20 protein-coding genes and 1 pseudogene are annotated in these 25,667 nt (G+C 64.3%); 14 read left to right on the forward strand and 7 right to left on the reverse strand.

The genetic code is table 11. The annotated features are described in order from the left end of the window. Positions 1–106 precede the first annotated feature (106 nt). From LPJ38_RS17020 to LPJ38_RS17030, 3 genes and pseudogenes are all read right to left on the reverse strand, one after another. Positions 107–928 carry a FadR/GntR family transcriptional regulator gene (locus LPJ38_RS17020; protein ID WP_208750473.1) on the reverse strand — a complete coding sequence of 274 codons (822 nt, stop codon included), beginning with the start codon at positions 926–928 and terminating at the stop codon, positions 107–109. Positions 929–1,093: 165 nt separating this feature from the next. After that, positions 1,094–2,237: pseudogene (locus tag LPJ38_RS17025) on the reverse strand (mandelate racemase/muconate lactonizing enzyme family protein). A gap of 19 nt (positions 2,238–2,256) precedes the next feature. Beyond that, complete coding sequence (locus tag LPJ38_RS17030; RefSeq protein WP_145628368.1) at positions 2,257–3,714, reverse strand: sensor histidine kinase; 1,458 nt, start codon at positions 3,712–3,714, stop codon at positions 2,257–2,259. Between the two features lie 379 nt (positions 3,715–4,093). Here LPJ38_RS17030 and LPJ38_RS17035 point away from each other — a divergent pair, with 379 nt between their 5' ends. The 3 genes from LPJ38_RS17035 (at position 4,094) to LPJ38_RS17045 (ending at position 7,006) form a co-directional block, all read left to right on the forward strand. Beyond that, a complete protein-coding gene (locus LPJ38_RS17035; RefSeq protein ID WP_145628132.1) occupies positions 4,094–5,092 on the forward strand; it encodes a TRAP transporter substrate-binding protein in 999 nt (332 codons plus the stop codon). Between the two features lie 82 nt (positions 5,093–5,174). Continuing rightward, positions 5,175–5,687, forward strand: a complete 513-nt coding sequence (locus LPJ38_RS17040; protein ID WP_145628130.1) for a TRAP transporter small permease — start codon at positions 5,175–5,177, stop codon at positions 5,685–5,687. Next, a complete protein-coding gene (locus tag LPJ38_RS17045; RefSeq protein WP_145628128.1) occupies positions 5,687–7,006 on the forward strand; it encodes a TRAP transporter large permease in 1,320 nt (439 codons plus the stop codon). The genes LPJ38_RS17040 and LPJ38_RS17045 overlap by 1 nt, the downstream gene beginning before the upstream one ends. A gap of 53 nt (positions 7,007–7,059) precedes the next feature. On the opposite strand, the gene LPJ38_RS17050 is transcribed toward LPJ38_RS17045, so the two are convergent. Further along, positions 7,060–8,334, reverse strand: coding sequence for a serine hydrolase domain-containing protein (locus tag LPJ38_RS17050; protein ID WP_145628126.1), 1,275 nt, complete (start codon positions 8,332–8,334; stop codon positions 7,060–7,062). 175 nt (positions 8,335–8,509) lie between these two features. Here LPJ38_RS17050 and LPJ38_RS17055 point away from each other — a divergent pair, with 175 nt between their 5' ends. Beyond that, positions 8,510–9,427: an intradiol ring-cleavage dioxygenase gene (locus LPJ38_RS17055; protein ID WP_145628124.1), complete on the forward strand. Its 918-nt coding sequence runs from the start codon at positions 8,510–8,512 to the stop codon at positions 9,425–9,427. Between the two features lie 28 nt (positions 9,428–9,455). Here the strand turns inward: LPJ38_RS17055 and LPJ38_RS17060 are convergent, their stop codons facing one another. Beyond that, positions 9,456–10,349, reverse strand: coding sequence for a LysR family transcriptional regulator (locus LPJ38_RS17060; protein ID WP_145628122.1), 894 nt, complete (start codon positions 10,347–10,349; stop codon positions 9,456–9,458). Positions 10,350–10,452: 103 nt separating this feature from the next. Between LPJ38_RS17060 and LPJ38_RS17065 the strand changes: the two genes are divergently transcribed. Continuing rightward, entirely contained in the window at positions 10,453–11,322 is an 870-nt protein-coding gene (locus LPJ38_RS17065; RefSeq protein WP_145628120.1) for an SDR family oxidoreductase, read from the forward strand. A 38-nt stretch (positions 11,323–11,360) separates the two neighbouring features. Beyond that, positions 11,361–11,834, forward strand: a complete 474-nt coding sequence (locus LPJ38_RS17070; protein WP_145628118.1) for an SRPBCC family protein — start codon at positions 11,361–11,363, stop codon at positions 11,832–11,834. A gap of 17 nt (positions 11,835–11,851) precedes the next feature. On the opposite strand, the gene LPJ38_RS17075 is transcribed toward LPJ38_RS17070, so the two are convergent. Together LPJ38_RS17075 and LPJ38_RS17080 are read right to left on the reverse strand one after the other, a co-directional pair. After that, positions 11,852–13,588, reverse strand: coding sequence for a bifunctional protein-serine/threonine kinase/phosphatase (locus LPJ38_RS17075; RefSeq protein WP_167520217.1), 1,737 nt, complete (start codon positions 13,586–13,588; stop codon positions 11,852–11,854). A gap of 60 nt (positions 13,589–13,648) precedes the next feature. Then, on the reverse strand, positions 13,649–14,488 hold the full coding sequence (locus LPJ38_RS17080) for a formate/nitrite transporter family protein (protein ID WP_145628114.1): 840 nt from the start codon (positions 14,486–14,488) through the stop codon (positions 13,649–13,651). A 689-nt stretch (positions 14,489–15,177) separates the two neighbouring features. Between LPJ38_RS17080 and LPJ38_RS17085 the strand changes: the two genes are divergently transcribed. The 8 genes from LPJ38_RS17085 to LPJ38_RS17120 all read left to right on the forward strand — a co-directional run bounded on the left by LPJ38_RS17085 (position 15,178) and on the right by LPJ38_RS17120 (position 25,649). After that, complete coding sequence (locus tag LPJ38_RS17085) at positions 15,178–16,500, forward strand: CmpA/NrtA family ABC transporter substrate-binding protein (protein ID WP_145628366.1); 1,323 nt, start codon at positions 15,178–15,180, stop codon at positions 16,498–16,500. Positions 16,501–16,561: 61 nt separating this feature from the next. After that, positions 16,562–17,458 carry a nitrate ABC transporter permease gene (gene ntrB / locus LPJ38_RS17090; protein WP_145628112.1) on the forward strand — a complete coding sequence of 299 codons (897 nt, stop codon included), beginning with the start codon at positions 16,562–16,564 and terminating at the stop codon, positions 17,456–17,458. A 13-nt stretch (positions 17,459–17,471) separates the two neighbouring features. After that, positions 17,472–18,266, forward strand: a complete 795-nt coding sequence (locus LPJ38_RS17095) for an ABC transporter ATP-binding protein (RefSeq protein WP_145628111.1) — start codon at positions 17,472–17,474, stop codon at positions 18,264–18,266. Positions 18,267–18,599: 333 nt separating this feature from the next. Then, a complete protein-coding gene (locus LPJ38_RS17100) occupies positions 18,600–19,979 on the forward strand; it encodes an MFS transporter (RefSeq protein WP_145628109.1) in 1,380 nt (459 codons plus the stop codon). 122 nt (positions 19,980–20,101) lie between these two features. Continuing rightward, positions 20,102–20,530, forward strand: a complete 429-nt coding sequence (locus LPJ38_RS17105; RefSeq protein WP_145628107.1) for a globin family protein — start codon at positions 20,102–20,104, stop codon at positions 20,528–20,530. A 10-nt stretch (positions 20,531–20,540) separates the two neighbouring features. Further along, positions 20,541–21,758 carry an NAD(P)/FAD-dependent oxidoreductase gene (locus tag LPJ38_RS17110; protein ID WP_167520204.1) on the forward strand — a complete coding sequence of 406 codons (1,218 nt, stop codon included), beginning with the start codon at positions 20,541–20,543 and terminating at the stop codon, positions 21,756–21,758. Positions 21,759–21,784: 26 nt separating this feature from the next. Then, positions 21,785–24,487, forward strand: a complete 2,703-nt coding sequence (locus tag LPJ38_RS17115) for a nitrate reductase (protein ID WP_145628103.1) — start codon at positions 21,785–21,787, stop codon at positions 24,485–24,487. A gap of 259 nt (positions 24,488–24,746) precedes the next feature. Then, positions 24,747–25,649 (forward strand): SMP-30/gluconolactonase/LRE family protein, encoded by a 903-nt coding sequence (locus LPJ38_RS17120; RefSeq protein ID WP_145628101.1) that lies wholly within the window; start codon positions 24,747–24,749, stop codon positions 25,647–25,649. Positions 25,650–25,667 lie beyond the last annotated feature (18 nt).

The raw sequence follows: 25,667 nt of genomic DNA on the forward strand, positions 1-25,667 counted from the left end.
CCCGTCACCTGCATTTGACCTCCCTGACGCTCAGCTATGCCTGTTCCGGCATTTCACGCTGATCGTTATTCCCAACACCGCGACGATGTCGCGCAGACCTTCCATGTCATGGTCGACGACGTTTTCTCCTGCCACTGACGCTCGCCTTCCTGGCCGTGCGCACGGCCGATCCATCCGTTTTGCGACTTGCCGCGGCGATGACCGTCTTCCGGTTCGACAGCTTCAATCGCGTGTAGCCGAGCAGGCTTTCCATCGCGGCGCGCGCCTTTTCCGGTTTTCCGCTCGTGATGGCCCGCGCCGCCTCGACGTGGTTCGGCAGATTATCCCTGAACCAGCCGCCGGGACCTCCGACAGCGACGGTGAAGACGGTACTGAGGATGGTGTCGATCGCGCCGCGAAAACCTTGCAGTACGGGATTGTGGGTCGCATCCAGGATGGCCAGATGGAAAGCCTTGTCGGCGGCGAGGGCGCTGGCTTGATCCTTTGCGGTCTGCATCTCGGCGAGTGCCGTATCGATCCGCCAAAGGTCGTTCTTGGTGGCGCGTTCGGCGGCAAGCGCCGCGGCGGCCGGCTCGATGATCGAGCGCACCTCCTGGATCGCCAGCAGGAGGTCCCGATCCGGTTCGTCCTGGCCGACGAGCCAGCTCAGCACGTCGCGATCGAGCAGGCTCCATTCGTGGCGCGGCAGTACCTGTGTGCCGTGGCGAGGCCTTACGCTGACGAGACCTTTGGCGGCCAGCGTCTTGATCGCCTCGCGCACCACGCCGCGCCCGGCGCCGAAACGGGCCTCGAGCTCCGCCTCCGGCGGCAGGGTCGTCCCGACGGGAATGAGATCCTGGGCAATCTCGCGGCCGAGCGTCGTCAGCACGGCCCGAATGCGGCCGGGCTTGATCAACTTGTCAGCTGGCTTCGGCCGCGCTCTTGCCACCCGCACTTCTCTCCCGGCCGGCCTTTTTCGGCCTGTTCTTTTCTCCTGTCGCGTCGACGACAATCATCCGATGTTTAACATCGGATGATTGGAAGAAGCGAGCGTAATTGTCGCAGCAGGGCATGTTGCATTGCGATATTCAGCCGCGACGCTAGGCGGTTTCTTTCAATGTCCGCATTGATCCGCGGCGAACCTTGCCAGCGCCCCGCGATCGACATCGATCCCGAGTCCCGGCCCGTTGGGCACCCGCACCATTCCCGTCGCATGCTCGATCGGCTGCTTCAGGATCGCCTGCCGGATAGGGTGCTCGGTGCGGTCGAACTCGAGCATCGGCGCGAGCGGCGCCAGCGAGGTCGGCGTGTGCGAGGGCAGCACGGCCAGGAGTTGGAGCGAGGCGGCGATCGCAATCCCGGTGCCCCAGACATGCGGGTTGTAGCGGATGCCGAACGCCTCGCTCATGTCGGCAATCTTCTTGCATTCGGAAAGTCCGCCGGCCGCGCAGGTGTCGGGTTGAGCGATGTCCAGCGCGTGCGCGGCGAACAGATCGCGGAAGCCGAAACGCGTGAACTCGCACTCGCCGCCGGCGATCGGGATCGTCAGCGCGGATCTCACCGCGCGATAGCCCGCAATATCTTCCGGGGGTACCGGCTCTTCGAACCATGCGATGTCGTGGCGCTCGATCAGGCGGCCGAGCCGGATCGCGGCGACGGCGTCGTAGGCATGGTTCGCATCGACCATCAGAGCAACATCGGGGCCGATCGCATCGCGGACTGCGCGTGTGGCGGCGGCATCCTCGTCGATGCCAAATCCGACCTTCAGCTTGACGGCGCGGAATCCTTCCGCCGCGTAGCCAGCCGCTTCCTCCGGAAGATACGTCAGTGGGTCACCCGATTTGCGCCGGTAGAGGCCGGTCGCATAGGCCGCAACCTCGTTGCGTGCCGCGCCGCCGAGGAGCTGGTGCACCGGCACGCCGAAATGCTTGCCCTTGATGTCCCAGAGCGCGATGTCGATGCCGCTCAGCCCCTGGATCACGAGGCCCTTCTGGCCGTGGTCGCGCAGGCGCGTGGACCATCTGCCACAGTACGTCGGTGCGCAACGGGTTCTCGCCGACCAGCCAAGGCGCGATGCTCTGCACCACTGCCGCGGTCATCCTGGCCGGTCCGTAGCATTCACCCCATCCGGTCAGGCCTGTGTCGGTCTCGATCTCGACCAGCATGGCAGTGCGTGTGTCGTACCAGGCGCGCGAATAGGCAAAGGGCTGCGACAGCTTGGCTTCGAGGATGTGGGTGCGCACATGGGTGATCTTCATTGCCGATTCCTTCGTCCGTTCATCGCGTCTCGTCCAGCGTGCAGATCACGGTGCAGACGACGCCGCGCGGCAGGAAGTCGACGGTTGCCTCGCCGCCAAGCTGGTCGCGCGCGCTGCGCTCGATCAGGCGCGAGCCGAATCCGCGCCGCACCGGGGCCGTCACCGGCGGTCCGCCGATCTCGGTCCAGATCAGCCGCAGCCGCGGCTTGGGCGCTTCCGTGATGACCTCCCAGTCCAGCGTCACCCGGCCGGTGTCGCTCGACAGCGCGCCGTACTTCGCGGCGTTGGTGGCGATCTCGTGCACGATCATCGACAGCACCACGGCGAGCCGCGGCGACAGCGGCACGGCGGGACCGGACAAGCGGATCCGGTCGGGATTGCTCAACAGGAACGGCTGAAGGGCGCGAGCGATCACGTCCCGCAGCTCCGAGCCCGCCCATTTCTCCTGGCTCAGCAGATTGTGGGCTTCGGCCAGCGCGCCGAGCCGTCCCTCGAACTTCGTCCGCTCGTCACGGCTGGCGCTGCGGAAGGTCTGCACCGCGATCGCCTGCATCAAGGCCAGCGTGTTCTTGACGCGATGGTTGAGCTCCTCGATCAGGAGATTGTGCAGCATCTCGCCGCGCGCGATCGTGGTCGCCATCCTGACCGCGAAGGTCAGGCCGGTCAGCAGCAGGATGCCGCCGATCAGGCTGGTGATGGCGACGTTGCGCCAGAGCGGCGCGATCAGCGAGCTCTCGGCGACGCCGGCCACGACCATCCAGCCGGTCAGGTGCGATCGGGTGAAGGCGGATGACAGCGCGACCCCGTCGAGCGAAACGGTCGAAAGGGCGGCTTCCGACGTGCGGGACATCTCCTCGGAGAGCGCGCCGGAAGCCTGCTTGCCGACCGTCTCGGTTGGGTTCGGCACACGCGCGAACACGGTGCCCTTGGTATCGAGCAGAGACACCGTCCAGAATTGGTCGGGCCGCTGCTTCTCCACGAGTTCCTGGAAAATTCGGATCGGTGGGCTGAAGGCGAGGTCGTAGATCACCTCGCCGTCGCGAATCACCGGGACCTCGACGGTGAGCACCTGCCGCCCATTGATCGCGCCGGTGAACAGATCGGAATATTGCGGCGACCTCGTCGCGAACACCCTTTCGATGATCTCGATATGCCCGCGGCGCGGCAGGCTTGCGGTGTCTTCCGTGGCCGAGGAAAACAACAGCCGGCCCTTGCGGTCGGAGATCAACACCAGACCGCCTTTGCCATACTGCTCGACGAAGCCGAGCGCGATGCGGCGGAAGTTCTCGAAGTCGTCGTTGCGCAGCGAATTCGTCAGTGCCAGCACCTGCAAGCCCCCGGTCATCCGCTGCACCTCGGAATCCAGTACAAGGCGCATGCTGCGCACGTTCTCCAGCACGCGGCGGGTCGCGTCGTTGCGGTCTTGTTTGTAATTGTAGAAGACGATGCCGACCGCGAAGACGATCAGCGGCAGCATCGTTCCTGTGACCAGGAGAGCGAGCCGGACGGGCAGGGTGAGCTTGGACAAACGTGGACATCCCGGCGCCGGCGCGATGGCGCCGGACGGCCGAAGCATAAATTAGCACCGGCATTGCGCCACTGCACAATTCGTCATGGACCGTATCCGCCTCGATGCCCCGGAGGAGGGCGAAAGGCGACGGTTGCAGTGCAATAGCTGGCGTGCGCGCGGCTCCTGCGTCGAACTGTATCAGCGGAGGGCTGGTCATTGTCGGGGCCACATCCGAATTTGGCTTCCGTCTTGCCGTCATTTTTCATACCCTTCCCGAACGCCGGTCATATATCGGCGGCGCTCACGCCCCGGCGACAGGGGCGGAGCATCAAAGGGAGGGGAGACGATGAAGCGAAGGTCATTTCTCGCTGGTATCGGAGCGACCACTGCGGCGGCTGCGATCGGCATGCCGTCGATCCTCAGGGCGCAAGCGCCGGTCACGCTGAACGGCGCGGTCCAGTTCAACGACGACCACGCCTTCAACCGGGCACTGCTCCGGTTCGAGGAGTTGGTGAAGAAGTATTACGGCAAGCCCGTCAACTTCACCCTGCACAGAAACTCTTCGCTCGGCCTCGAGAAGCAGTATTTCGAGTATATGTCGCAGGGCAAGGCGGTCGATTACGGCATCGTCTCGCCGGCCCACATGTCGACCTTCGCCAAGGCGGCGCCGTTCATCGATGCGCCCTTCGTGTTCAAGGGCATCGAGCACATGAACAAGGTCGTCGAGGCCAATATCCTGGCGCCGGTCGCCAATGAGGTCGCGGCGAAGGCGGAGGTCGTTCTGATCGGTTACGCCGGCGGCGGAATCCGCAACATCTTCGCCAACAAGCCGCTCAAGAATCTCGCCGATCTCAAGGGGCTCAAGGTCCGCGTGCAGGGCGCGCCGATCTGGTCGAAGACCTTCGCAGCCGTCGGCATGAGCCCGACCGTGATCGCCTATAACGAAGTCTACAACGCGATCCAGAACGGCGTGATATCGGCCGGCGAGAACGAGGCGGCCGGCGTCGAGGCGATGAAGTTCTACGAAGTGGCCCCGCATCTCAATTTGACCCAGCACGCTGTGTCGATCCGGCCGATCTGCTTCTCGGTGAAGACGCTGAAGACCCTGCCGAAGGATTTGCAGGACGCGATCATGAAGGCCGGCAAGGAGGCTGGCGACTACGGCCGTCAGCTCGAGTCGAGCGAAGAGGTCGTCAAGCTCGACACGCTCGAGAAGGCCGGCAAGCTCAAGCGCGTTCCCTTCGAGGAGCGGGATGCCATGAAGAAGCTCGCCGATCCCGTGATGGCTGCGTACGCCAAGGAAATTGGTGCGGAAGGCATTTTCGAGAAGATCAACGTCGTCTGAGGTCGTTCTCTCCGCCGATACCATTCCGGGCAGGCCCCGCTTCCTGCCCGGACCTGGCGGATGAGTTGCGCACGGAGCCACAATGTCTGACATGCCCGTCCCGTCCACACCGTCGCTGTGGCGCCGCTTCACGGCGGCCTATGCGAGATTGCTGGAATTCCTGCTGGCGGCCTGCGTCGGCATCCTGGTCATTCCGGTCACGCTGCAGATCATCTCGCGCTACACGCCTTTCATCCCGTCCTACATCTGGACGGAGGAAATGGCGCGGTTCCTGTTCATCTGGACGATCATGATCGGTGCCATGGTCGGGGTGCGGGAGGCGCAGCATTTCGAGGTCGATGTGTGGCCCGACTTGTCGCGGCGGTCTGAGGCTGCGGTAAGGATCCTGGCGCGGCTCGGCGTGCTGGCGCTGGCGTTGGTGTTCGTGTTGGCTGGTCTCGAGTTCACCCGCTTTGCCTGGAACAGGACGTCGGAGCTGGCCGATCTGCCGCTTTGGCTGATTCACGTCGCCTGGCCTGTGGCCGGCGTGACGTGGATCATCTTTGCGGGTGAACAGATCATCGACGAAGTGCGCGTTCTGGTTGGAGCAAAGTGATGGGCGGCAATGTACTCTCTGCCGGACAGGCCGCGATGGTGCTGTTCGGGGTCTTCATCGGCTTGCTCATCGTGCGGGTGCCGGTCGCTTTCGCACTCGGCCTCGCCTGTGTGCCGATCCTGATGATCGAGCCGCGTCTGTCGCTGATGACGCTCGGCCAGGAAACGTTCAACGCCTACAATTCCTTCATCCTGCTCGCGGTGCCTTTCTTCCTGCTCACGGCGAACCTGATGAGCATCGGCGGCATCACTGACCGATTGGTGGCGTTGTCACGCTCGATGGTTGGACACTGGCCGGGCTCCTTGGCGCAGATCAACGTCGTGCTGTCGGTGTTCTTTGCCGGCATCTCGGGTTCCTCAACCGCCGACGCCGCGAGCCAGTCCAAGATCTTCATCGATGCGCAGACCAAGGAGGGCTACGACCTGTCGTTCTCCATCGCCATCACGGCGGTGTCGGCAGTGCTGGCCGTCATCATCCCGCCATCGATCCTCATGATCGTGTGGGGCGGGCTGATCTCGACCTCGATTGCGGCGATGTATCTGGCCGGCATCGTGCCGGGCCTGTTGATTGCGGGCGCGCAGATGGCGACGGTGCACGTCTATGCGGTGCGCCGCGGCTACCCGACCTATCCGAAGTCGAGCTGGGTCGACATGCGATGCGCCATCTGGCGGTCGATACCGGCGTTGATGACGCCCTTCATCATCGTCGGCGGCATTCTGCTCGGCTGGTTCACCGCGACCGAGTCCGCCTGCGTCGCGGTGCTCTATTCCGTCGCGCTCTCGGCGTTCTTCTACCGCGAGACGGGTCTGCGCGAATTGTACAAGGCCTTGCTCGACACCGGGCGTCTCGCCGGCGTTGCGCTGTTCTGCGTCGGCACCGCCAGCGCGTTCGGCTGGCTGCTTGCCTACTACAAGATCCCGCAAGAGCTGCTGACCAACGTCTCGACATGGGGCATGGGCACCGTCGCGGCCGGCTTCTTCATCGCCTTCTGCTTTCTGGTGGTGGGCTGCTTCCTCGACGCCATCCCGGCCATCATCATCGTCGGCACCGTGCTGGAGCCGCTGGCCAAGGCCGTCGATCTGCATCCGGTCCAGTTCGCGATCATTTCCATCGTCTCGCTGGCCTTCGGACTGGTGACACCGCCCTACGGTCTGTGCCTGATGATCGCCTGTTCGATCGCCGGCGTGCGCTTGCGCTATGCGCTGAAGGACACCGTGATCATGCTGATCCCGATGCTGCTCGTGCTTGCGGCCGTCGTCGTCTGGCCCAGCGTGTCCCTGTTCCTGCCGCGCCTGATCGTGCCGGAGATGCTGAAATGAGCATCTGATGGCGCGGATCCCGCGGCCGTCGGCCGCGGGATCGCAGCGATTGGCTACAGATTGCTCTCGGTGATCGCGGCGTAGACCATGCTGCGCAGCTCGCGCCGGATCGGGTAGGCGTTCGACGGCAGCACCTGCGTCATGAAGATGGCAATCAACTCCTCGGCCGGATCGATCCAGAACGAGGTCGTGGCCGCGCCGCCCCAATTGTATTCACCGGGGCTGCCGGCAATCAGCGTCTCGGCCGGGCGCATGGTCACGGCAAAGCCGAGGCCGAAGCCGATGCCGTTATAGGCGGCTTCCGAGAACAGCGAGCGCGACACTTCAGGCAGCGCGCGTCCGCCCGGAATGTGGTTGCTCGTCATCAGCGCCAGCGTCTTCGGCCCGATCAGCCTGACGCCGCCGAGCTCGCCGCCGTTGAGCAGCGCGCGGCAGAAGGTGAGATAATCGGCGACGGTCGAGCACAAGCCGCCGCCGCCGGAAATGAAAGAGGGCGGCGACAGGAACGAACTCGTTGCCGGATCGTCCTGGAGCGTCAGGCCCTCGCGCCGCTGTCCGGCATGGAAGGTCATGCCGCCGCCGGGATCGGCGGAATAGCAGGCAGCGAACCGATGCGCCTTGGAGGCCGGAACATGGAAGTCGGTGTCGGTCATCCCGAGCGGATCGAGAATGCGTGATTTTAGGAACTGCTCGAACGGCATCCCCGAGATCTTGCCGACGAGGTAGCCGAGCACGTCGGTCGCGACGGAGTAATTCCAGGCCTCGCCCGGCGAGAATTCCAGCGGGATCTTGGCAAGCGCTTCGATCATGGTCTGGAGCGTGCCTGACTTCTCGACCTCGCCGATCTTCTCGGCGCGATAGGCGGCATCGACATTGGAGCGCTGCTGGAAGCCGTAGGTGAGGCCGGCGGTGTGGCGCAGGAGGTCGACGATCAGCATCGGCCGGGAGGGCGGCCGGGTCAGGAAGGCCGGATAGGTGCCGGCGACGAACACGCCGAGATCCTTCCACTCCGGGATGTATTTGGCGACGGGCTCGTCGATCGCGACGAGGCCTTGCTCGACCAGCATCATGAAGGCGACGCTGGTGAGCGGCTTGGTCATGGAATAGATGCGATAGATGGTGTCGTCCTTGACCGGCAGCTTGCGCTCGACGTCAGCGAGACCCTGAACCGAGCTGTGTGCGACCTTGCCGCGGCGGTAGACCAGGAGATGCCCGCCGGGGAAGCGGCCGGCATCGATGTAGCGGCTCTTGAGATGCGCGTCGACGCGGTCGAGCGCGGCCTTGGACATGCCCACGGATTCGGGCCAGGCGGGGGTAGGGGCAAGCATCGGTTCCTCCGGGGCAGTTTTGTCGAAAAGGTGATACCCGAAGTGGCGGCCTCATTCCAAGGGCGGTCGCGCTTAACGCGAGCCTGCTCGCTGGTGTAGGCTGCAACGCTGGAACGCTTCCAAGGGGTCGAAGGATTCCCGGGGGCCAACGAGAAAAACCAGGGGTAAACGCACCATGACCCAGTTCAACGAGACCGAACTCACCGAAGCCGTCGTTAGGAGCTTCGATCAGACGCCGAATCCACGTGCGAAATTCCTGCTCCAGGAATTGGTGAAGTCGCTGCACGATTACGTGAGCAAGACCGACCTCACCTTCGAGGAATGGGAATACGCCATCGATTTCCTGACCCGCACCGGGCAGAAGTGCACCGACACCCGGCAGGAGTTCATCCTGCTTTCGGACGTGCTCGGCGTCTCGATGCTTGTCGATGCCGTCAACCACAGGGATCGCGAGGGCGCGACACAGACCACCGTGCTCGGCCCGTTCTATGTCGGCGAGCACAAGGTGACCGCGCACGGCTCGGACATCTCACCGAATAACCAGACCGGCGAGCGGATGTTCGTGCAGAGCCGCGTCACCGATCTCAAAGGCAAGCCGCTCGCCGGCGTGCCCGTCGACGTCTGGCACGCCGATGATGACGGCTCCTACGATTCACAGAAGCCGAATTACGACGAGGTCGGCGCTTCCGCGCGGGCGCGCTTCATCACCGACGATGACGGCCGCTTCTTCTTCCGCACCATCTTGCCGTGCAGTTATCCGATCCCGACCGATGGTCCCATCGGCGAAATGATCGTGGAGACGGGCCGCCATCCGATGCGCCCGGCGCATGTGCATTTCCTGGTCAACGCCAAGGGCCACGAACCGCTGATCACGCATGTGTTCATGGATGGCGACAAATATCTGGATTCCGACGTGGTGTTCGGTGTGAAGGACGATCTCATCGCCAAGGTCGAGCCGCGCAATGATCCTGAAATGCCGGACGGCACCAAGGCGAACGGCAAATGGCATCTGATGAGCTACGAATTCCACCTCAAGCCGGGCGGCGGCATGGCACCGAAGCCGCTCGGGACGAAGGCGGCCGAGCCGGCGTGACGATCGGGACGCCAGCGCGCGTTGCGCTTTATTTTTCGATGTAGGCGGCAAGCTCCTGGGGGGTGCCATCTGGGAAGGCTTCCTTCAGGAAGTCGAGGAAGGCGGAAACGCGCGCGCTCAGCAGGCGCCGCGACGGGTAGAGCGCCCACAGCGTGATCTCAGGGGCGTCGATGTCACCCCAATGCTTCAAAGTGCCGGCGGACAGATCGGGACTGACGAGGGACAACGGGAGGCGTCCAGCGCCGACGCCAGCCCTGACCGCGTCACGGACCATGATCAGGGATGCCAGGCTCAGCACTGGATCGACTGCAACACGCAATCGACCAGTCGGCCCCGTCACGTTCCAGGCGACACTCCGGTCACCCGGCCCGCGGACGACGGCGGGCACAGCAAGCTTGTCCTTGGGTCGTTTCAGGTGGGGGCTCGCCACGACCACCAACCGGTCGCGCAGGAAGATGCGACCGACGAGGCTCTCATCCGGATCGGGACCGACGCGAATGACGAGGTCATAACCTTCCTCGACCATGTCGACGGCCCGGTCTTCCGTCGTTATTTCCAGGCGGACCTCCGGATATTTCAGAGCGAAGCCGGCGGCCAGCTTCCCCATGGCGATCTGAGAGAACAGCAGCGGCGCGCTGATGCGCAGCCTGCCGCGCGGCCTGTCGCCTCCGGAAGCGATCGCTGCAGCAGTCTCGTCGAGTTCGGTCAGCAAAGTCCCGGTCCGCTCGTAAAGCGCGCGTCCTTCCTGGGTGAGTTTCAGGGCGCGCGCGCCGCGCTCGAACAGGCGCAGGTTGAGCGCCGCCTCCAGCTCTGCGACCCGGCGGGACAAGGTGGCCTTCGGGCGACCGGCGGCACGCGCGGCCCGTCCGAACCCGCCATGGCGGGCGACCAGATTGAAATCGGCGAGGGCGAGCAGGTCCATCTGTTCCACCAATGAGACGGTCTGTCCAAATATACCGTCTACCGGTCCAAATGTGGATCGCTAATTTCTGGGGTGTCTTCTGACCCAACCCGGAGTGATCCCCATGACCATCCTCGTTACCGGCGCCACCGGCACCGTCGGCCGCCACGTCGTCGAACAGCTCGTCAAGCGTGGCGCCGATGTGTGCGCTCTCGTCCGCGATCCCGCGAAGGCGAACCTCCCTGCAGAGGTCGCCGTCGTGCAGGGGGACCTGCTCGACGTCGACGCGCTGCGCGGCGCCCTCACCGGAGTCTCGACCTTGTTTCTGCTCAACGGAGTCGTCGCGGATGAATTCACCCAGGCTCTGGTCGCGCTCAACGTTGCCCGCGAGGCCGGCGTCGAGCGGGTCGTCTACCTGTCGGTGATCCACAGCGATCGTTACGTCAACGTGCCGCATTTTGCCGGCAAGTTCGGTGTCGAGCGCATGATCGAGCAAATGGGCTTCAACGCCACCATCCTGCGTCCGGCCTACTTCATGAACAACGATCTCACGATCAAGGACGTCGTGCTCGGTTATGGCGTCTATCCGATGCCGATCGGCAACAAGGGCCTCGCGATGATCGACGCGCGGGACATCGGCGAGATCGCCGCAATCGAGCTGATCCGCCGCGAGCGAGCCGCAACGCCGCTTCCGCTCACGCGCATCAACCTCGTTGGTCCCGATGAGCTGACCGGCGCGAAGGCCGCCGCCGTCTGGTCCGAGGTGCTGGGGCGCACGATCGCCTATCCCGGCGACGATACCGCCGGCTTCGAAAAGAATCTGAGGCAGTTCATGCCGGGCTGGATGGCGTTCGACATGCGGCTGATGAGCGAACGCTTTCTCACCGACGGCATGCTTCCCGAGCCGGGCGACGTCGAGCGCCTGACCACGCTGCTGGGCCGGCCTCTGCGCTCCTATCGCGATTTCGTCTCCGAAGTCGCGGCCTCGCCTTAACGCCCATTCTGCAATTCCGACAACCAACGGAGTCCAACATGATCTATTCGACCGCCACTGTTCCAGTGAATCCGGAAGGCGAAGCGCCTTTGACCCGCGCTCAGATCTGGCAAGGCCTGGTTCTCAAGGCCCGCGACGCCCGCCTGTTCCTTCCGCCCAAGCTCTGTACCCGCTGCGACGTCGTGGAGGAAAGCGCGACGCACATCGTGCGTGAAGCCACGATTGCTGGCGATGATCTGCGCGAGATCATCAGCTTCGAACCGGAGCACAAGGTGACCTTCTTCCAGGCCGCGGGTCCACGCGAAGGCGCGATCATCAACGAGCTCTTCGAAGACGAAGCGGGAGCGCTGCAATTGCGGTTCTATTGCTACACGGGCCTACGCGGCAAGAAGCCGTTCGGGCCCGAGGAACAGGCCGAGCAGGCGCAGTTCGACAGCGATCAGGGCTACAAGGCCGCTCTGCTGTCGACGCTGAAGCGGACCCGCGAATTGCTCGCGGAAGGCAAGCTCTGATCAAATTTCGCCGGGCCTCAGCGCGCGTGCAAGAGCGCCAGCAGCACCACGACGGCGCAGGCGAGCGCCGTCGTGGTCAGCTTCCAGAACATCAGCGGGCTGCGCTCCAGCAGCGGCGTGATGCGCGTGTCGAGATAGGCCGGATTGGGCGTGCGGAGCTCGAAGACAAATTCGGAGAGATCCTCATGCCGCTTGTACGGATCGGGATGCAGCGCGCGCTTCAGCGCACCATCGACCCAGGCCGGCACATTGCGGTCGTCGTCGGCCGGGCGATATTGAAGCTTCCGCACGTCCGCCTTGCGTCGGATCCTCGCGATCTGCGTGCCATAGGGCAGCTTTCCCGTCAGCATCTGGTAGCAGATCACGGCCAGCGAAAACATGTCGGAGCGCGGCGAGCCGCCCTGGCCAAGAAAATACTCCGGCGCGGTGTACTGGACCGTTCCCAGGATGTCGTCGGCCTCGTCCCCAGGCGCAGCCTCTGCAACGCCTGCGACCCTGACCGATCCGAAGTCGATGATCTTGGCGGTGCCGGTCTTGTCGATCAGGATGTTGTCGGGCCTGAGATCCTGATGCAGCATCTCCATGCGGTGAAAGGCGCGCAGGCCCGCGGCGATCTGCTCGATGATGCCGCGGACGGTTTCGAGATCGGGGCGGGGATTGTCGGTCATCCACTGCTTCAGGGTCTGGCCCTCGACGTACTCGGTCGCAACGTAGAGGTAGCCGCGCCGTTTCGACTGTGACAGCGGCTTAAGCACGTGCGGGCTGTCGATCCGGCGCGCGATCCATTCCTCCATCAGGAAGCGCTTGAGATAGGCGGCATTGTCGCGCAAATCGACCGACGGCAGCTTGAGCGCGACCGGCTCCTCGGTCTCCACATCGACGGCGAGATAGATGTGGCTGCGGCTGCTGCCGTGAATCTCCCGGACGATCCGGTAGCCGTCGAAGATCGCGCGCGGCTCCGGCAGCGGCGGCAGCGGCAACTGCGAGGTCTGACTGAAGATGCCGGCCGGCTCGCGCTGGGGCACCGCATCGATGCGCAGGATCTGGACGGTGATATTGTCGTCGCTGCCGCGCCGGTAGGCTTCCTCGACGATGGCTTTCGCCGCGCCGTCGAGTTCGGCTGCATGCTCGTTCAGGGCGCTCGTGACGAAGCGCGCGTCGACGAATTCATAGGCGCCGTCGGTCGCCAAAAGGAAGGTGTCGCCCGCTTCCACCTCGAAGGCCTGGTAGTCGATCTCGAGCTGCGGATTGATGCCGAGCGCGCGGCCGAGATAGGTCTGCTCCGAGGAGACGATGATGCGGTGATCGTCGGTCAGCTGCTCGAGTGCCTTGCCGGCGACGCGATAGACGCGGCAATCGCCGACATGGAAGATGTGCGCGGTAGTCGCCTTGATGACCATGGCGCTGAGCGTGCAGACATAGCCCTTGTCGCGGTCATAGGCATATTGGCTTTTGCGCGTCTGCGCATGCAGCCAGGAATTGGTGGCGTCCAGCACGCGGCGGGCGGAGGTCTTCACCGTCCAGGATTCCGACGTGCAGTAGTAATCCATCAGGAAGCTCTTGACCGCCGACTCGCTGGCGATCTGGCTCACTGCACTGGAGGAGATGCCGTCGGCAAGGACCGCGGCAATGCCCTTCAGGCTGAGCAGCGGCTCCTCGGGAATGAGGACGCCGTGAAAGTCCTGGTTGATGGGCTTGCGGCCCTTGTCGGAATGCTGGCCGACCGAAATCGAGAGACCGGGGCTCATCGTCATCACCAGGAGAAAGGAGCCTCACCCTGGCTGGGCGAGGCTCCTCTGTCGAGACGTGTTTGATCAGGCCGCAACGCGGGGCTTGGCGACCTTGTCGACCTGGCGCTTCGGCTTGGTCATGACGTGCGTCGCGTAGAGAGTCATGCCGGTGAAGGCGAGGCCGCCGACGAGGTTGCCGAGTACGGTCGGGATCTCGTTCCAGATCAGATAGTCCATGATCGAGAACTTCGCACCGAGCAGCAGGCCCGACGGGAATAGGAACATGTTCACGACGGAATGCTCGAACACCATGTAGAAGAACACCAGGATCGGCATCCACATCGCGATGACCTTGCCCGGCACCGAGGTCGAGATCATGGCGCCGACCACGCCGGTCGAAACCATCCAATTGCAGAGCATGCCGCGCAGGAACAGCGTCGCCATGCCGGCCGCGCCGTGCGCGGCATAGCCGAGGGTTCGGCCCTCGCCGATATTGCCGATGGCAGCCCCGACCTTGTCGGGCGCCTGCGTGAAGCCGAACGTCGTCACGAAGGCCATCATGAAGGCGACGGTGAAGGCGCCGGCGAAATTGCCGACGAACACGAGGCCCCAATTGCGCAGCACGCCGCCGACAGTGACACCCGGGCGCTTGTCGATCAGCGCGAGCGGCGAGAGCACGAATACGCCGGTCAGGAGATCGAAGCCCAAGAGATAGAGCATGACGAAGCCGACCGGGAACAACAGCGCGCCGACCAGCGGCTGGCCCGTGTTCACGGTGATCGTCACGGCGAACCAGGCCGCGAGCGCAAGGATGGCGCCGGCCATGTAGGCGCGGATGATGGTATCCCGGGTGGACATGAAGATCTTGGACTCGCCTGCATCCACCATCTTGGTGACGAATTCCGAAGGCGCGAGATACGACATCAATGGATCCTTTTGCTTCGTAAGTGAGATCGACACGCCCCCTGGGAGAGCGCGGCTGAACGTCTTGGGCCGTGCGGGCTGGCCTGCCGCGCACGAGAGCTATGGAAAGTCTGGAAGCCCTGGGAATCGAAGCCTTGGGGATCGCGTCACGATGACCGAAGGGCCGCGAAGCATTTGAAGCTTCCGGAAATGCAGCCGCCAGAGGCTGCAACAATGCGGCAAGCCGCAGTCTTCGTTGACGCCGAAGGAAATGCAAGTTGCGTGCCGTCTGAGGGCGCCGGAAAGATATAGGGATATCAACGCCATGCGGCGCTGCCTGAGATGCTCTTGCCGCACCTCCGGGCCTCTTACATGAGCTGTTGCACAAGCTTTGTGCGGCGCACAAGTATTGGGCAGATCGCAAATTTCGGATGCGGAATGCCCCTGCGACGGTCTGGCGCAGTTCGCGTAACGAATTGATTTTACGATGGTTTTATCGGTGTCGGGCTTGGCACAAAGCTTGAATAGTTCCAGCCGACGCCATTGAAGCCGTCCCGCGAGACTTCTCATCCGACTTGCCGACGCCACCAGGCGGGGGTCTCCCCCGTCGTGCGTTCGCATGCGCCAAAGATGGCGCCGCCGGACGGACGGGCTGCTCGTGTGCACTGACGCCAATCAATTCTGCAACGATGCAAAGGATGACACTGCCTATGACCAAGCGCACCCGCCGGCCCTCGGAATCGACTGGCCTGAGCCGCCGTCAATTGTTGAAAGCCACCGGTTCGACCGCCGCACTTCTCACCGCAACAAAACTGAATTTCCCCGCCGGCGCCTTCGCGCAGGATGCCGGTCCCGAAGTCAAGGGCGCCAAGCTCGGCTTCATCGCGCTCTCCGATGCCGGCCCGCTCTTCGTCGCCAAGGACAAGGGCCTGTTCGCCAAATACGGCATGCCCGACGTCGACGTGCAGAAGCAGGCCTCCTGGGGCACCACGCGCGACAACCTCGTGCTCGGCTCCGAAGGCAACGGCATCGACGGCGCGCATATCCTCACCCCGATGCCGTACCTGATCTCGGCCGGCAAGGTGACGCAGAACAACCAGCCGACGCCGATGTACATCCTGGCGCGGCTCAATCTCGATGCCCAGTGCATCTCGGTCGCCAAGGAATATGCCGATCTCAAGGTCGGCGCCGATGCCTCGGTGCTGAAGGCCGCGTTCGAGAAGAAGAAGGCCGAGGGCAAGTCGGTCAAGGTCGCGATGACCTTCCCGGGCGGCACGCATGATCTCTGGGTCCGCTACTGGCTCGCCGCCGGCGGCATCGATCCCGACAAGGACGTCGAGACCATCACCGTGCCGCCGCCGCAGATGGTGGCCAACATGAAGGTCGGCACCATGGATGCTTTCTGCGTCGGCGAGCCCTGGCCCGGGCAGCTGGTCCATCAGGGCATCGGCTATACCGCCGTCAACACCGGCGAGATCTGGAGCAAGCATCCCGAAAAATCGCTCGGCATGCGCGCAGCCTGGGTCGACAAGAATCCCAAGGCCGCGAAAGCGATCCTAATGGCGGTGATGGAGGCACAGCAATGGGCCGACAAGATGGAGAACAAGGGCGAGCTCGCGACCATCATGGCCAAGCGCCAGTGGATCAACTGCCCGGTCGAGGACATCGCCGACCGCGCCAAGGGCAGGTTCGATTACGGCATCCCCGGCAAGGTGGTCGAGAACTCGCCGCACATCATGAAGTACTGGCGTGATCATGCTTCCTATCCGTTCCAGAGCCACGATCTCTGGTTCATGACGGAGGACATCCGCTGGGGCAAATACGAGGCCGGCATCGACAGCAAGGCGCTGATCGGCAAGGTCAATCGCGAGGACATGTGGCGCGATGCAGCCAAGACGCTCGGCGTCGCGGCGTCCGACATTCCGGCCTCGACCTCGCGCGGCAAGGAGACCTTCTTCGACGGCAAGGTGTTCGATCCGGAAAATCCGGCTGCCTATCTGAAGTCGCTCGCGATCAAGCGCGTCGAAGTCTGATGGAGCCAGCGGTCGCCTTCGGGCGGCCGCATCATCCTTTGCAGCCGGAGAGACATTGCCGATGAACATGACTGCCAGCAAGATCGAGATTGAAACTGCGACGCCTGCGGCCAGCGCCGCGCCGGTCGTCGCGATGACGCCGAAGCGTCCCCCGCGCAGCGAAGCTTACGCACGCATGGCGCGGGAGACGGCCGTGCGCGTGATCCCGCCGCTGGTCGTGATCGCGCTGCTGACGCTGGTATGGGAGCTGGTCTGCCGCCGCGCCGGCTCGGCCCTGCCGCCGCCGTCGAAAGTTTTCAGCGACACTAAGGAGCTGATCCTCGACCCGTTCTTCGACCATGGCGGCATCGACAAGGGACTGTTCTGGCATCTCTCCGCCAGTCTCCAGCGCGTCGCTTTCGGCTATTCGCTCTCGGCGATCGCCGGCATCGCGCTCGGCGTGCTGGTCGGGCAGTCGGTCTGGGCGATGCGCGGGCTCGACCCGCTGTTCCAGGTGCTGCGCACGATTCCGCCGCTGGCTTGGCTGCCGCTGTCGCTTGCGGCCTTCCGCGACGGCCAGCCTTCGGCCATCTTCGTGATCTTCATCACCTCGATCTGGCCGATCATCATCAACACCGCCGTCGGCATCCGCAACATTCCGCAGGACTATCGCAACGTCGCCGCGGTGGTGCAGCTCAATCCGCTCGAGTTCTTCGCCAAGATCATGATCCCGGCCGCCGCGCCCTACATCTTCACGGGTCTGCGTATCGGCATCGGCCTGTCCTGGCTCGCGATCGTCGCGGCCGAGATGCTCATCGGCGGCGTCGGTATCGGCTTCTTCATCTGGGACGCCTGGAACTCCTCGCATATCAGCGAGATCATCCTGGCGCTGTTCTATGTCGGCATCGTCGGCTTCGTGCTGGACCGCCTGATCGCGGGTCTCGGCAAGTTCGTCACGCGCGGCACCGCGCAGAATTGAAGGAGAGGGGCACATGACCGCCTATCTGAAGCTCGACCATATCGACAAGGTCTTCACCCGCGGCGCCGCCACGACCGAAGTGCTCAAGGAGATCAACCTCACGATCGAGAAGGGCGAATACGTCTCGATCATCGGCCATTCCGGTTGCGGCAAGTCGACCCTGCTCAACATCATCGCGGGCCTGACCAACGCCACCACCGGTGGCGTCTTGCTGGAGAACCGCGAAGTCAACTCGCCGGGGCCCGATCGTGCCGTGGTGTTCCAGAACCACAGCCTGTTGCCGTGGCTGACCGTCTACGAGAACGTCAAGCTCGGCGTGGACAAGGTCTTCGCCAGGACCAAATCCCGTGCCGAGCGCGATGCATGGGTGATGCACAATCTCAACCTCGTGCAGATGGCCCATGCCAGGGACAAGCGTCCGTCGGAGATCTCCGGCGGCATGAAGCAGCGCGTCGGCATCGCCCGGGCGTTGGCCATGGAGCCGAAGGTGCTGCTGCTCGACGAGCCGTTCGGCGCGCTCGACGCGCTGACCCGCGCACATTTGCAGGACTCCGTGATGGCCTTGCATCAGAAGCTCGGCAACACCATCCTGATGATCACCCACGACGTCGACGAGGCCGTGCTTCTCTCCGATCGCATCGTGATGATGACGAATGGGCCGAGCGCGCGCATCGGCGAGGTGCTGGACGTACCGCTGGCGCGGCCGCGCAAGCGGCTCGAGCTCGCCACCAACGCCACTTATCTGAAGTGCCGCCAGCGCGTGCTCGAATTCCTCTACGAGCGCCATCGCTTCGTCGAGGCCGCGTAAGGAAAGCGTTAACGCCTCTGCGCGCGCCCAAATAATCGACACCCCGCTCAATCCTTGTGCGCCGCACAAGGATTGAGCGAATCGCAAATTTAGCGTGCGAAAAAGCCTTGCCAAAGATTCGGGCCAGACGAATAACGTCCTGAAATCCCTGCATTTCCAGCGTGCGCGCAACTGGCACGGAAATTGAAATGTCTTTGCGCGACGCCAACGACGACGTCCCTCAACATCATCAATCAGCATCGTGAACTCGCCACCGGGGTGAAGCCTCGGAGCGCGCCCCCATGCGGGGCTGAGCCTGCAACGACGCAGCGGTGAGCCTGGAAGGGATATTCAATGACGAAAAATCCAACTTGGATTTCGGACTGGCGCCCCGAGGACGAGGCGTTCTGGAATGCGACTGGCAAGACGATCGCGCGACGCAACCTGATCTGGTCGATCGTGGCCGAGCATATCGGCTTCTCGGTCTGGCTGATCTGGAGCATCGTCACCACCAAGCTGCCGCAGGCGGGCTTCCACTACACCACCGACCAGCTGTTCCAGCTCGTCGCGGTGCCCGGCCTGATCGGCGCCCTGATGCGCTTTCCCTACACCTTCGCGGTGACGACGTTCGGCGGCCGCAACTGGACCATCTTCAGCGCGGCGATCCTGTTCATTCCGACGCTGTCGCTTGCCTATTTCGTGAGCCAGCCCGACACGCCGTTCTGGCTGATGCTGCTCGTCGCCTCGACCGCTGGCCTCGGCGGCGGCAATTTCGCCTCCAGCATGACCAACATCTCCTTCTTCTTCCCCGACCGGATGAAGGGATGGGCGCTCGGCCTCAACGCTGCCGGCGGCAATATCGGCGTCTCCAGCGTGCAGCTCTTGACCCCGATCCTGATGACACTCGCCGTGTTCAACCTGTTCCAGGCAACGCCCGTCGACGGCATCTTCCTCCAGAACGCCGGCCTGATGTGGGTGCTGCCGATCGCCATCGCCGTGTTCGGCGCCGTGTTCTACATGAACAACCTCACCACGGCGAAATCCTCGGTGAAGAACCAGCTCGCGATCGTCAAGCGCAAGCACACCTGGATCATGGCCTATCTCTATATCGGCACGTTCGGATCCTTCATCGGCTACTCCGCCGCGTTCCCACTGCTGCTCAAGACGCAGTTTCCGGCGGTGACGATCTCGATCGCCTTCCTCGGCCCGCTGGTCGGCTCGCTGTCGCGCCCGCTCGGCGGCTGGCTTGCCGACAAGATCGGCGGCTCCATCATCACTTTCTGGAATTTCATCGTGATGGCGGGCGCCACGGTCGGCGTGCTCTACTTCGTCGGGCAGAAGGATTTCATCGGCTTCCTGTCGATGTTCCTGATCCTGTTCGTGACGACGGGCATCGGCAACGGCTCGACCTACCGCATGATCCCCTCGATCTTCCGCGAGGAAAACCTGTTCAAGGTGCGCGGCAAGGGCGATGCGGCGCGCGCGCTCGCGCTGAAGACGGCGAGCATCGAGAGCGGCGCGGCAGTCGGCTTCATTGGCGCGATCGGTGCGGTCGGTGGCTATCTGATCCCGACCGGTTTCGGCAAGTCGATCGCCTTGACCGGCGGGCCGCAACTCGCCCTCGCGATCTATCTTGCCTTCTACGCCTCCTGCCTCGCTCTGACCTGGTGGTTCTACCTGCGTCGCAGCCCGCAGGGCGAAGGCGCCTCCAGCCTTGCCGAGGCGCGAGTCTGACACTTGGCACGAATGTCGCTTCTCCCCGTACGCGGGGAGAAGTCCCTCTGATGACGTTTGACCCACGAACTTCGTCCGCAACGGCGGGGACGAAGGCAGACCGAAACAGACAGGAGAACATCATGACGCCCGAACAGATCGCCCTCGTCCAGCAGAGCTTCTCCAAGGTCGCGCCGATATCCGAGCAGGCCGCGGTGCTGTTCTACGATCGCCTGTTCGAGATGGCGCCGTCCGTGCGCGCGATGTTTCCCGAGGACATGACCGAGCAGCGCAAGAAGCTGATGGGCATGCTCGCCGCCGTGGTCGGCGGCCTGTCGAATCTGGACTCGATTCTTCCCGCGGCTTCTGCGCTCGCCAAGCGTCACGTCGCCTACGGCGCCACGGCCGAGCACTACCCCGTGGTCGGGGCGACCTTGCTGTGGACCCTGGAGAAGGGGCTTGGCGAGGCCTGGACGCCCGAACTGGCAAAGGCCTGGACCGACGCCTACGGCGTCCTGTCCGGCTACATGATGTCCGAGGCCTACGGCGCGCAGCCGCAGGCCGCTGAATAGGAGATGCCTCGTGAGTGAACCGCTCGTCATCGTCGGTAACGGTATGGCGGCCGCGCGTCTGGTCGACGAGCTCGCCAAGACCGCGCTCGGCCGCTACGCGGTTGCCGTGATCGGCGAAGAGCCGCGGCTCGCTTACAACCGCGTGCTGCTTTCCTCCGTGCTGGCCGGCGAGACCGGGTCGCACGAGATCGAGCTCCGACCGGCCGATTGGTGGCGCCACCGCGGCGTCACCGTGCGCTACGGCTATCGCGTCACCGAGATTGATGTCGGCCGCCGCGAGCTGAAGATCGAGGGCGAAGAGAGCATGGAATACTCCAAGCTCGTGCTCGCCACAGGGTCGACGCCGCTGCGGCTCAACGTGCCGGGCGCCGATCTTGCCGGCGTTCACACCTTTCGCGATACCCGTGACGTCGACCTGCTCTTGACGCTTGCTGCGGCGAAGAAGCGCGTCGTCGTGGTCGGCGGCGGCCTGCTTGGGTTGGAAGCGGCTTACGGGCTCGCCAAGGCCGGTGCGCCGGTGACGCTGCTGCATCTGATGGACCGGCTGATGGAGCGTCAGCTCGATGCGCCGGCCGCCGGCCTGCTCAAGACGCTGGTCGAGCGCAAGGGCATCCGTATCCTGCTCAATGCCTGCACCGCCCGCATCCATGGCGAGGGTCACGTCCAGGCGGTCGAGCTTGCCGACGGCAGCCGCATCGAGGCCGACGCCGTGATCTTCGCCGCCGGCATCAAGCCGAACGTCGCGCTGGCCAAGGAAGCGGGGATCGCGGTCAACCGCGGTGTCGTCGTCAACGACGTGATGCAGACCTCCTCATCGGACATCTTCGCGCTCGGCGAATGCGCCGAGCATCACGGCACCTGCTATGGTCTGGTCGAGCCGGCCTATGAGCAGGCGCGCGTGCTGGCCCGGCATCTGGCCGGCCGGCCCGCGGCTTATCAGGGCAGCGTGGTCTCGACCAATCTCAAGGTCTCCGGCGTCAGCGTGTTCTCGGCGGGCGACTTCATGGGCGGCGAGGGCAGCGAAAGCCTGGTGCTGTCAGACCGCAGGCGCGGCACCTACAAGAAGCTCGTCATCGCGGACGGACGGCTCACAGGCGCCGTGCTGATCGGCGATACCGTCGATGCGCTCTGGTACCTCGAACTGATCCGCAACCGCGACAAGGTCGCGGCGATCCGCACTGACATGATGTTCGGCCGCGCGCTGGCGCGTCCTTCCAAGGCGGCTTGATTGGCAGCTTGATAAGGCAGCTCGATATGACGGCGATCGACCCTACGCTCCGCGCCACCAAGACGACCTGTCCCTATTGCGGCGTCGGCTGCGGCGTTCTGGCGACGCCCGACGGCAAGGGTGGCGCGGCGATCGCCGGCGATCCTGATCATCCGGCCAATTTCGGCCGGCTGTGCTCCAAGGGCTCTGCGCTCGGCGAGACCGTCGGGCTGGAGGGCCGTCTGCTCTATCCGATGATCCGCTGCAAGGGCGTGCTGGAGCGCGTCGCCTGGAGCGATGCGCTCGACCACGTCGCGCATCGCATGCAACATATCGTGGCACGCGACGGCGCCGACGCAGTTGCGTTCTATCTCTCCGGTCAGTTGCTGACCGAGGACTATTACGTTGCCAACAAGCTGATGAAGGGCTTCGTCGGCACCGCCAATGTCGACACCAATTCGCGGCTCTGCATGTCGTCCTCGGTCGCCGGCCATCGCCGCGCCTTCGGCGCCGACACCGTGCCCGGCTGCTACGAGGACCTCGACCAGGCCGACCTGCTGGTCTTCGTCGGCTCGAACGCGGCCTGGTGTCACCCGGTGCTGTTCCAGCGCATGCTGAAGAACCGTGGGGAGCGCGGCGCGCGGATGATCGTGATCGATCCGCGCCGCACCGACACGGCCGATGATGTCGACCTGTTCCTTGGGCTCAAGCCCGGAACCGACACCGCGTTGTTCTCCGGCCTGTTCGTCCATCTCGCCGACAATGGCGCGCTGGATCAGGACTACATTGCGCAGAACACGTCGGGCTTTGACGACGCGCTGGTGCGCGCGCGCAGCATCGCCGGCAGCATCGGTGCGACCGCGCTGGCCACGGGCTTGTCCGAACAGGACGTTGCGGCCTTCTTCAGGATGTTCCGCGACACGCCGCGGGTCGTCACGCTCTATTCGCAGGGCGTCAACCAATCGGCGCAGGGCACCGACAAGGTCAATGCGATCCTGAATTGCCATCTCGCGACCGGGCGCATCGGCAAGCCGGGCGCCTCGCCGTTCTCGCTCACTGGCCAGCCCAACGCCATGGGCGGCCGCGAGGTCGGCGGCCTCGCCAACATGCTGGCCGCCCATATGGGCTTCACGCCGCCCGACATCGATCGCGTCAGGCGGTTCTGGAAGGCGCCACGCATTGCGACCCATGAAGGGTTGAAGGCGGTGCAATTGTTCGAGGCCATCCACCGCGGCGAGGTCAAAGCGCTCTGGGTGATGGGCACCAACCCTGCGGTGTCGCTGCCCGATGCCGACTTCGTGCGCGAGGCGCTGAAGAAGCTCGAGCTGTTCGTGGTCTCGGAGAACGTGCTCTCCAACGACACGGTGGAGGCGGGCCCGCACGTGCTGCTGCCGGCACTCGCCTGGGGCGAGAAATCGGGCACGGTGACCAATTCCGAACGCCGCATCTCGCGCCAACGCTCATTCCTGCCGGCGCCGGGCGAGGCGCGCCCGGACTGGTGGATCCTCAGCGAGACCGCAAAACGTCTCGGCTTCGGCGACAGCTTCAACTACAAATCGGCCGCCGAGATTTTCCGCGAGCATGCATCGCTCTCGGCCTTCGAGAACGATGGCAGCCGCGATTTCGACATTGGCGCGCTGACCTCGCTGTCCGACGAAGCCTTCGATGCCTTGAAGCCGGTGCAATGGCCGGTGCGGGAGGGCGGGGAGCCCGGTGCGCGCTTCTTCGCACAGGGCGGCTTCTTCACCAATGACGGCAAGGGCCGCTTCGTCGCGCCGGACGTGCCGGCCTTGCGCGGCGAGACCGGCGCATCGCGCCCCCTCAGGCTCAACACCGGACGCATTCGCGACCAGTGGCACACCATGACGCGGACCGGCCTCAGCCAACGGCTGGGCGCGCATCTGCCCGAACCGTTCGTCGAGATCCATCCCGATGACGCCAGCAAATATGGCATCGTCCATGATGGCTATGCCCGCATCACCACCGACTACGGCCAGTGCATCCTGAAGGTCGTCGTCAGCGAGCGGCAGCAGCGGGGCGCGCTGTTCGTCCCGATCCATTGGAGTGCGATGAACGCCTCGCACGGCCGCGTTGGCGCGCTGGTCCAGTCGTTCACCGATCCGTTCTCGGGCCAGCCTGAATCGAAGGCGACGCCGGCCGCGATCGCGCCTTACGAATACGTCTTTCGCGGTTTCGCACTCTCGCGCAAGCAGCTCGACCTGCCGCCGAACCTGTTGTGGACCCGGGTCACGGTCGCCGGCGGCTTCGGCTATCTGTTCGCCGACAACGCCGATCTGTCGCGCTGGCCGGCCTGGCTCGGCGGCGTCGCCGGCGAGGACGTCGCCGAATACCGCGATTTCGGCGGCGGTATCTACCGCGCGGCTTCGTTCGTCGGCGATCGCATCGAGGCCTGCCTGTTCGTCGGCCCCGGGCATGACGCCGGCGATTGGGAGGTGGTCAGGAGCGCCTTCGCAGCGGATCACGTCACCGACGAGCAACGTCGCATGCTGCTGTCCGGTAAGTCGACCGAGGGTGCGGTTTCGACCGGGCCGATCGTGTGCGCCTGCTTCGGCGTCGGCCGCGGCACCATCTGCGACACCATCGCGAGCGGCGCGCGCACCGCGGCCGAGATCGGCGCCCAGCTAAAGGCCGGCACGAATTGCGGCTCCTGCATCCCCGAGCTGAAGCGGTTGATCGCGACGACGGAGGTGCCGGTGAAGCAGGTGAAGATCGCGGGCGCGGTGGGGTAGGCCGGAAGTCTCGTGCCCCGGACGCTGCGCAGCACGAAGTGATGCGCTGCAGAGCCGGGGCCCATCTCACAGCGGAGCGATTGGCCTTTCTGGGTCCCGGCTCTGCGCCGCAACGCCGGAGCGTTGCAGCGCGTCCGGGACACAGAGTGGCGTGGGTGGACACTCGAGCTCGTAACGGAGCTATGATCTTCGCCCAATCGACGGCCTCGTCGTTGTGCCTTATGCTCGGCATCCCGCCCCTAACAATCAAACAACAACAATGTACCTGGAAACGCCGCCGCGCCTGATCGAGACCAAGCTCTTCTCCGCCATGCCAGACAAGTTCCGCCGCAAGGGCGTGCGGACGGATTGGGCCGATGCCAACCGGCCGGGCATTGCCACCGACAGCTTCATCGAGGGGCCGTCCTTCGACAAGGACGGCCATCTCTACATCGTCGACATTCCCTTCGGCCGCATCTTCCGCATCGCGCCTGATGGCGAGTGGTCGCTCGTCATTGAATATGAGGGCTGGCCGAACGGGCTGAAGATCGCGCCTGACGGCCGCATCCTGGTCGCCGATTACATGCACGGCATCATGGAGCTCGATGCCGAAGCGGACCGCGTGAAGCCGATCCTGACTGCGCGCAATTCGGAATCGTTTCGCGGCTGCAACGACCTGCATCTCGCCTCCAACGGCGACATCTATTTCACCGATCAGGGCCAGACCGGTCTGCATGATCCGAGCGGCCGGGTCTATCGGCTGGCATCGAATGGCCGGCTCGACTGCCTGATCGATACCGGCATCAGCCCCAACGGCTTGGTGCTCGACCCGACCGAGACCGTGCTGTTCGTCGCGATGACGCGCGACAATGCGGTGTGGCGGCTGCCGTTCATGAAGGACGGCAGCGTGTCCAAGGTCGGTCGCTTCTGCTCTCTGTTCGGCACCAGCGGTCCCGACGGCATGACCATGGACGCCAAGGGCCGCTTGTTCGTCGGCCACGCCTCGCTCGGCCACGTCTTCGTGTTCGCGCCGAACGGCGAGCTGATCGCGCGGATCAAATCGTGTGCGGGACCGAATTGCACCAATGTCGCGATCGGTGGCGAAAGCAAGGATCGCCTCTACATCACGGAGTCGTCGACCGGCAGCGTGCTGGTGGCGGATATCGGCGGATTGAACTCCTGAGCTCGGCAGCTGGCTGAG

The sequence above is a fragment of the Bradyrhizobium daqingense genome (genome assembly GCF_021044685.1).
GTDB classification, from domain to species: domain Bacteria; phylum Pseudomonadota; class Alphaproteobacteria; order Rhizobiales; family Xanthobacteraceae; genus Bradyrhizobium; species Bradyrhizobium daqingense.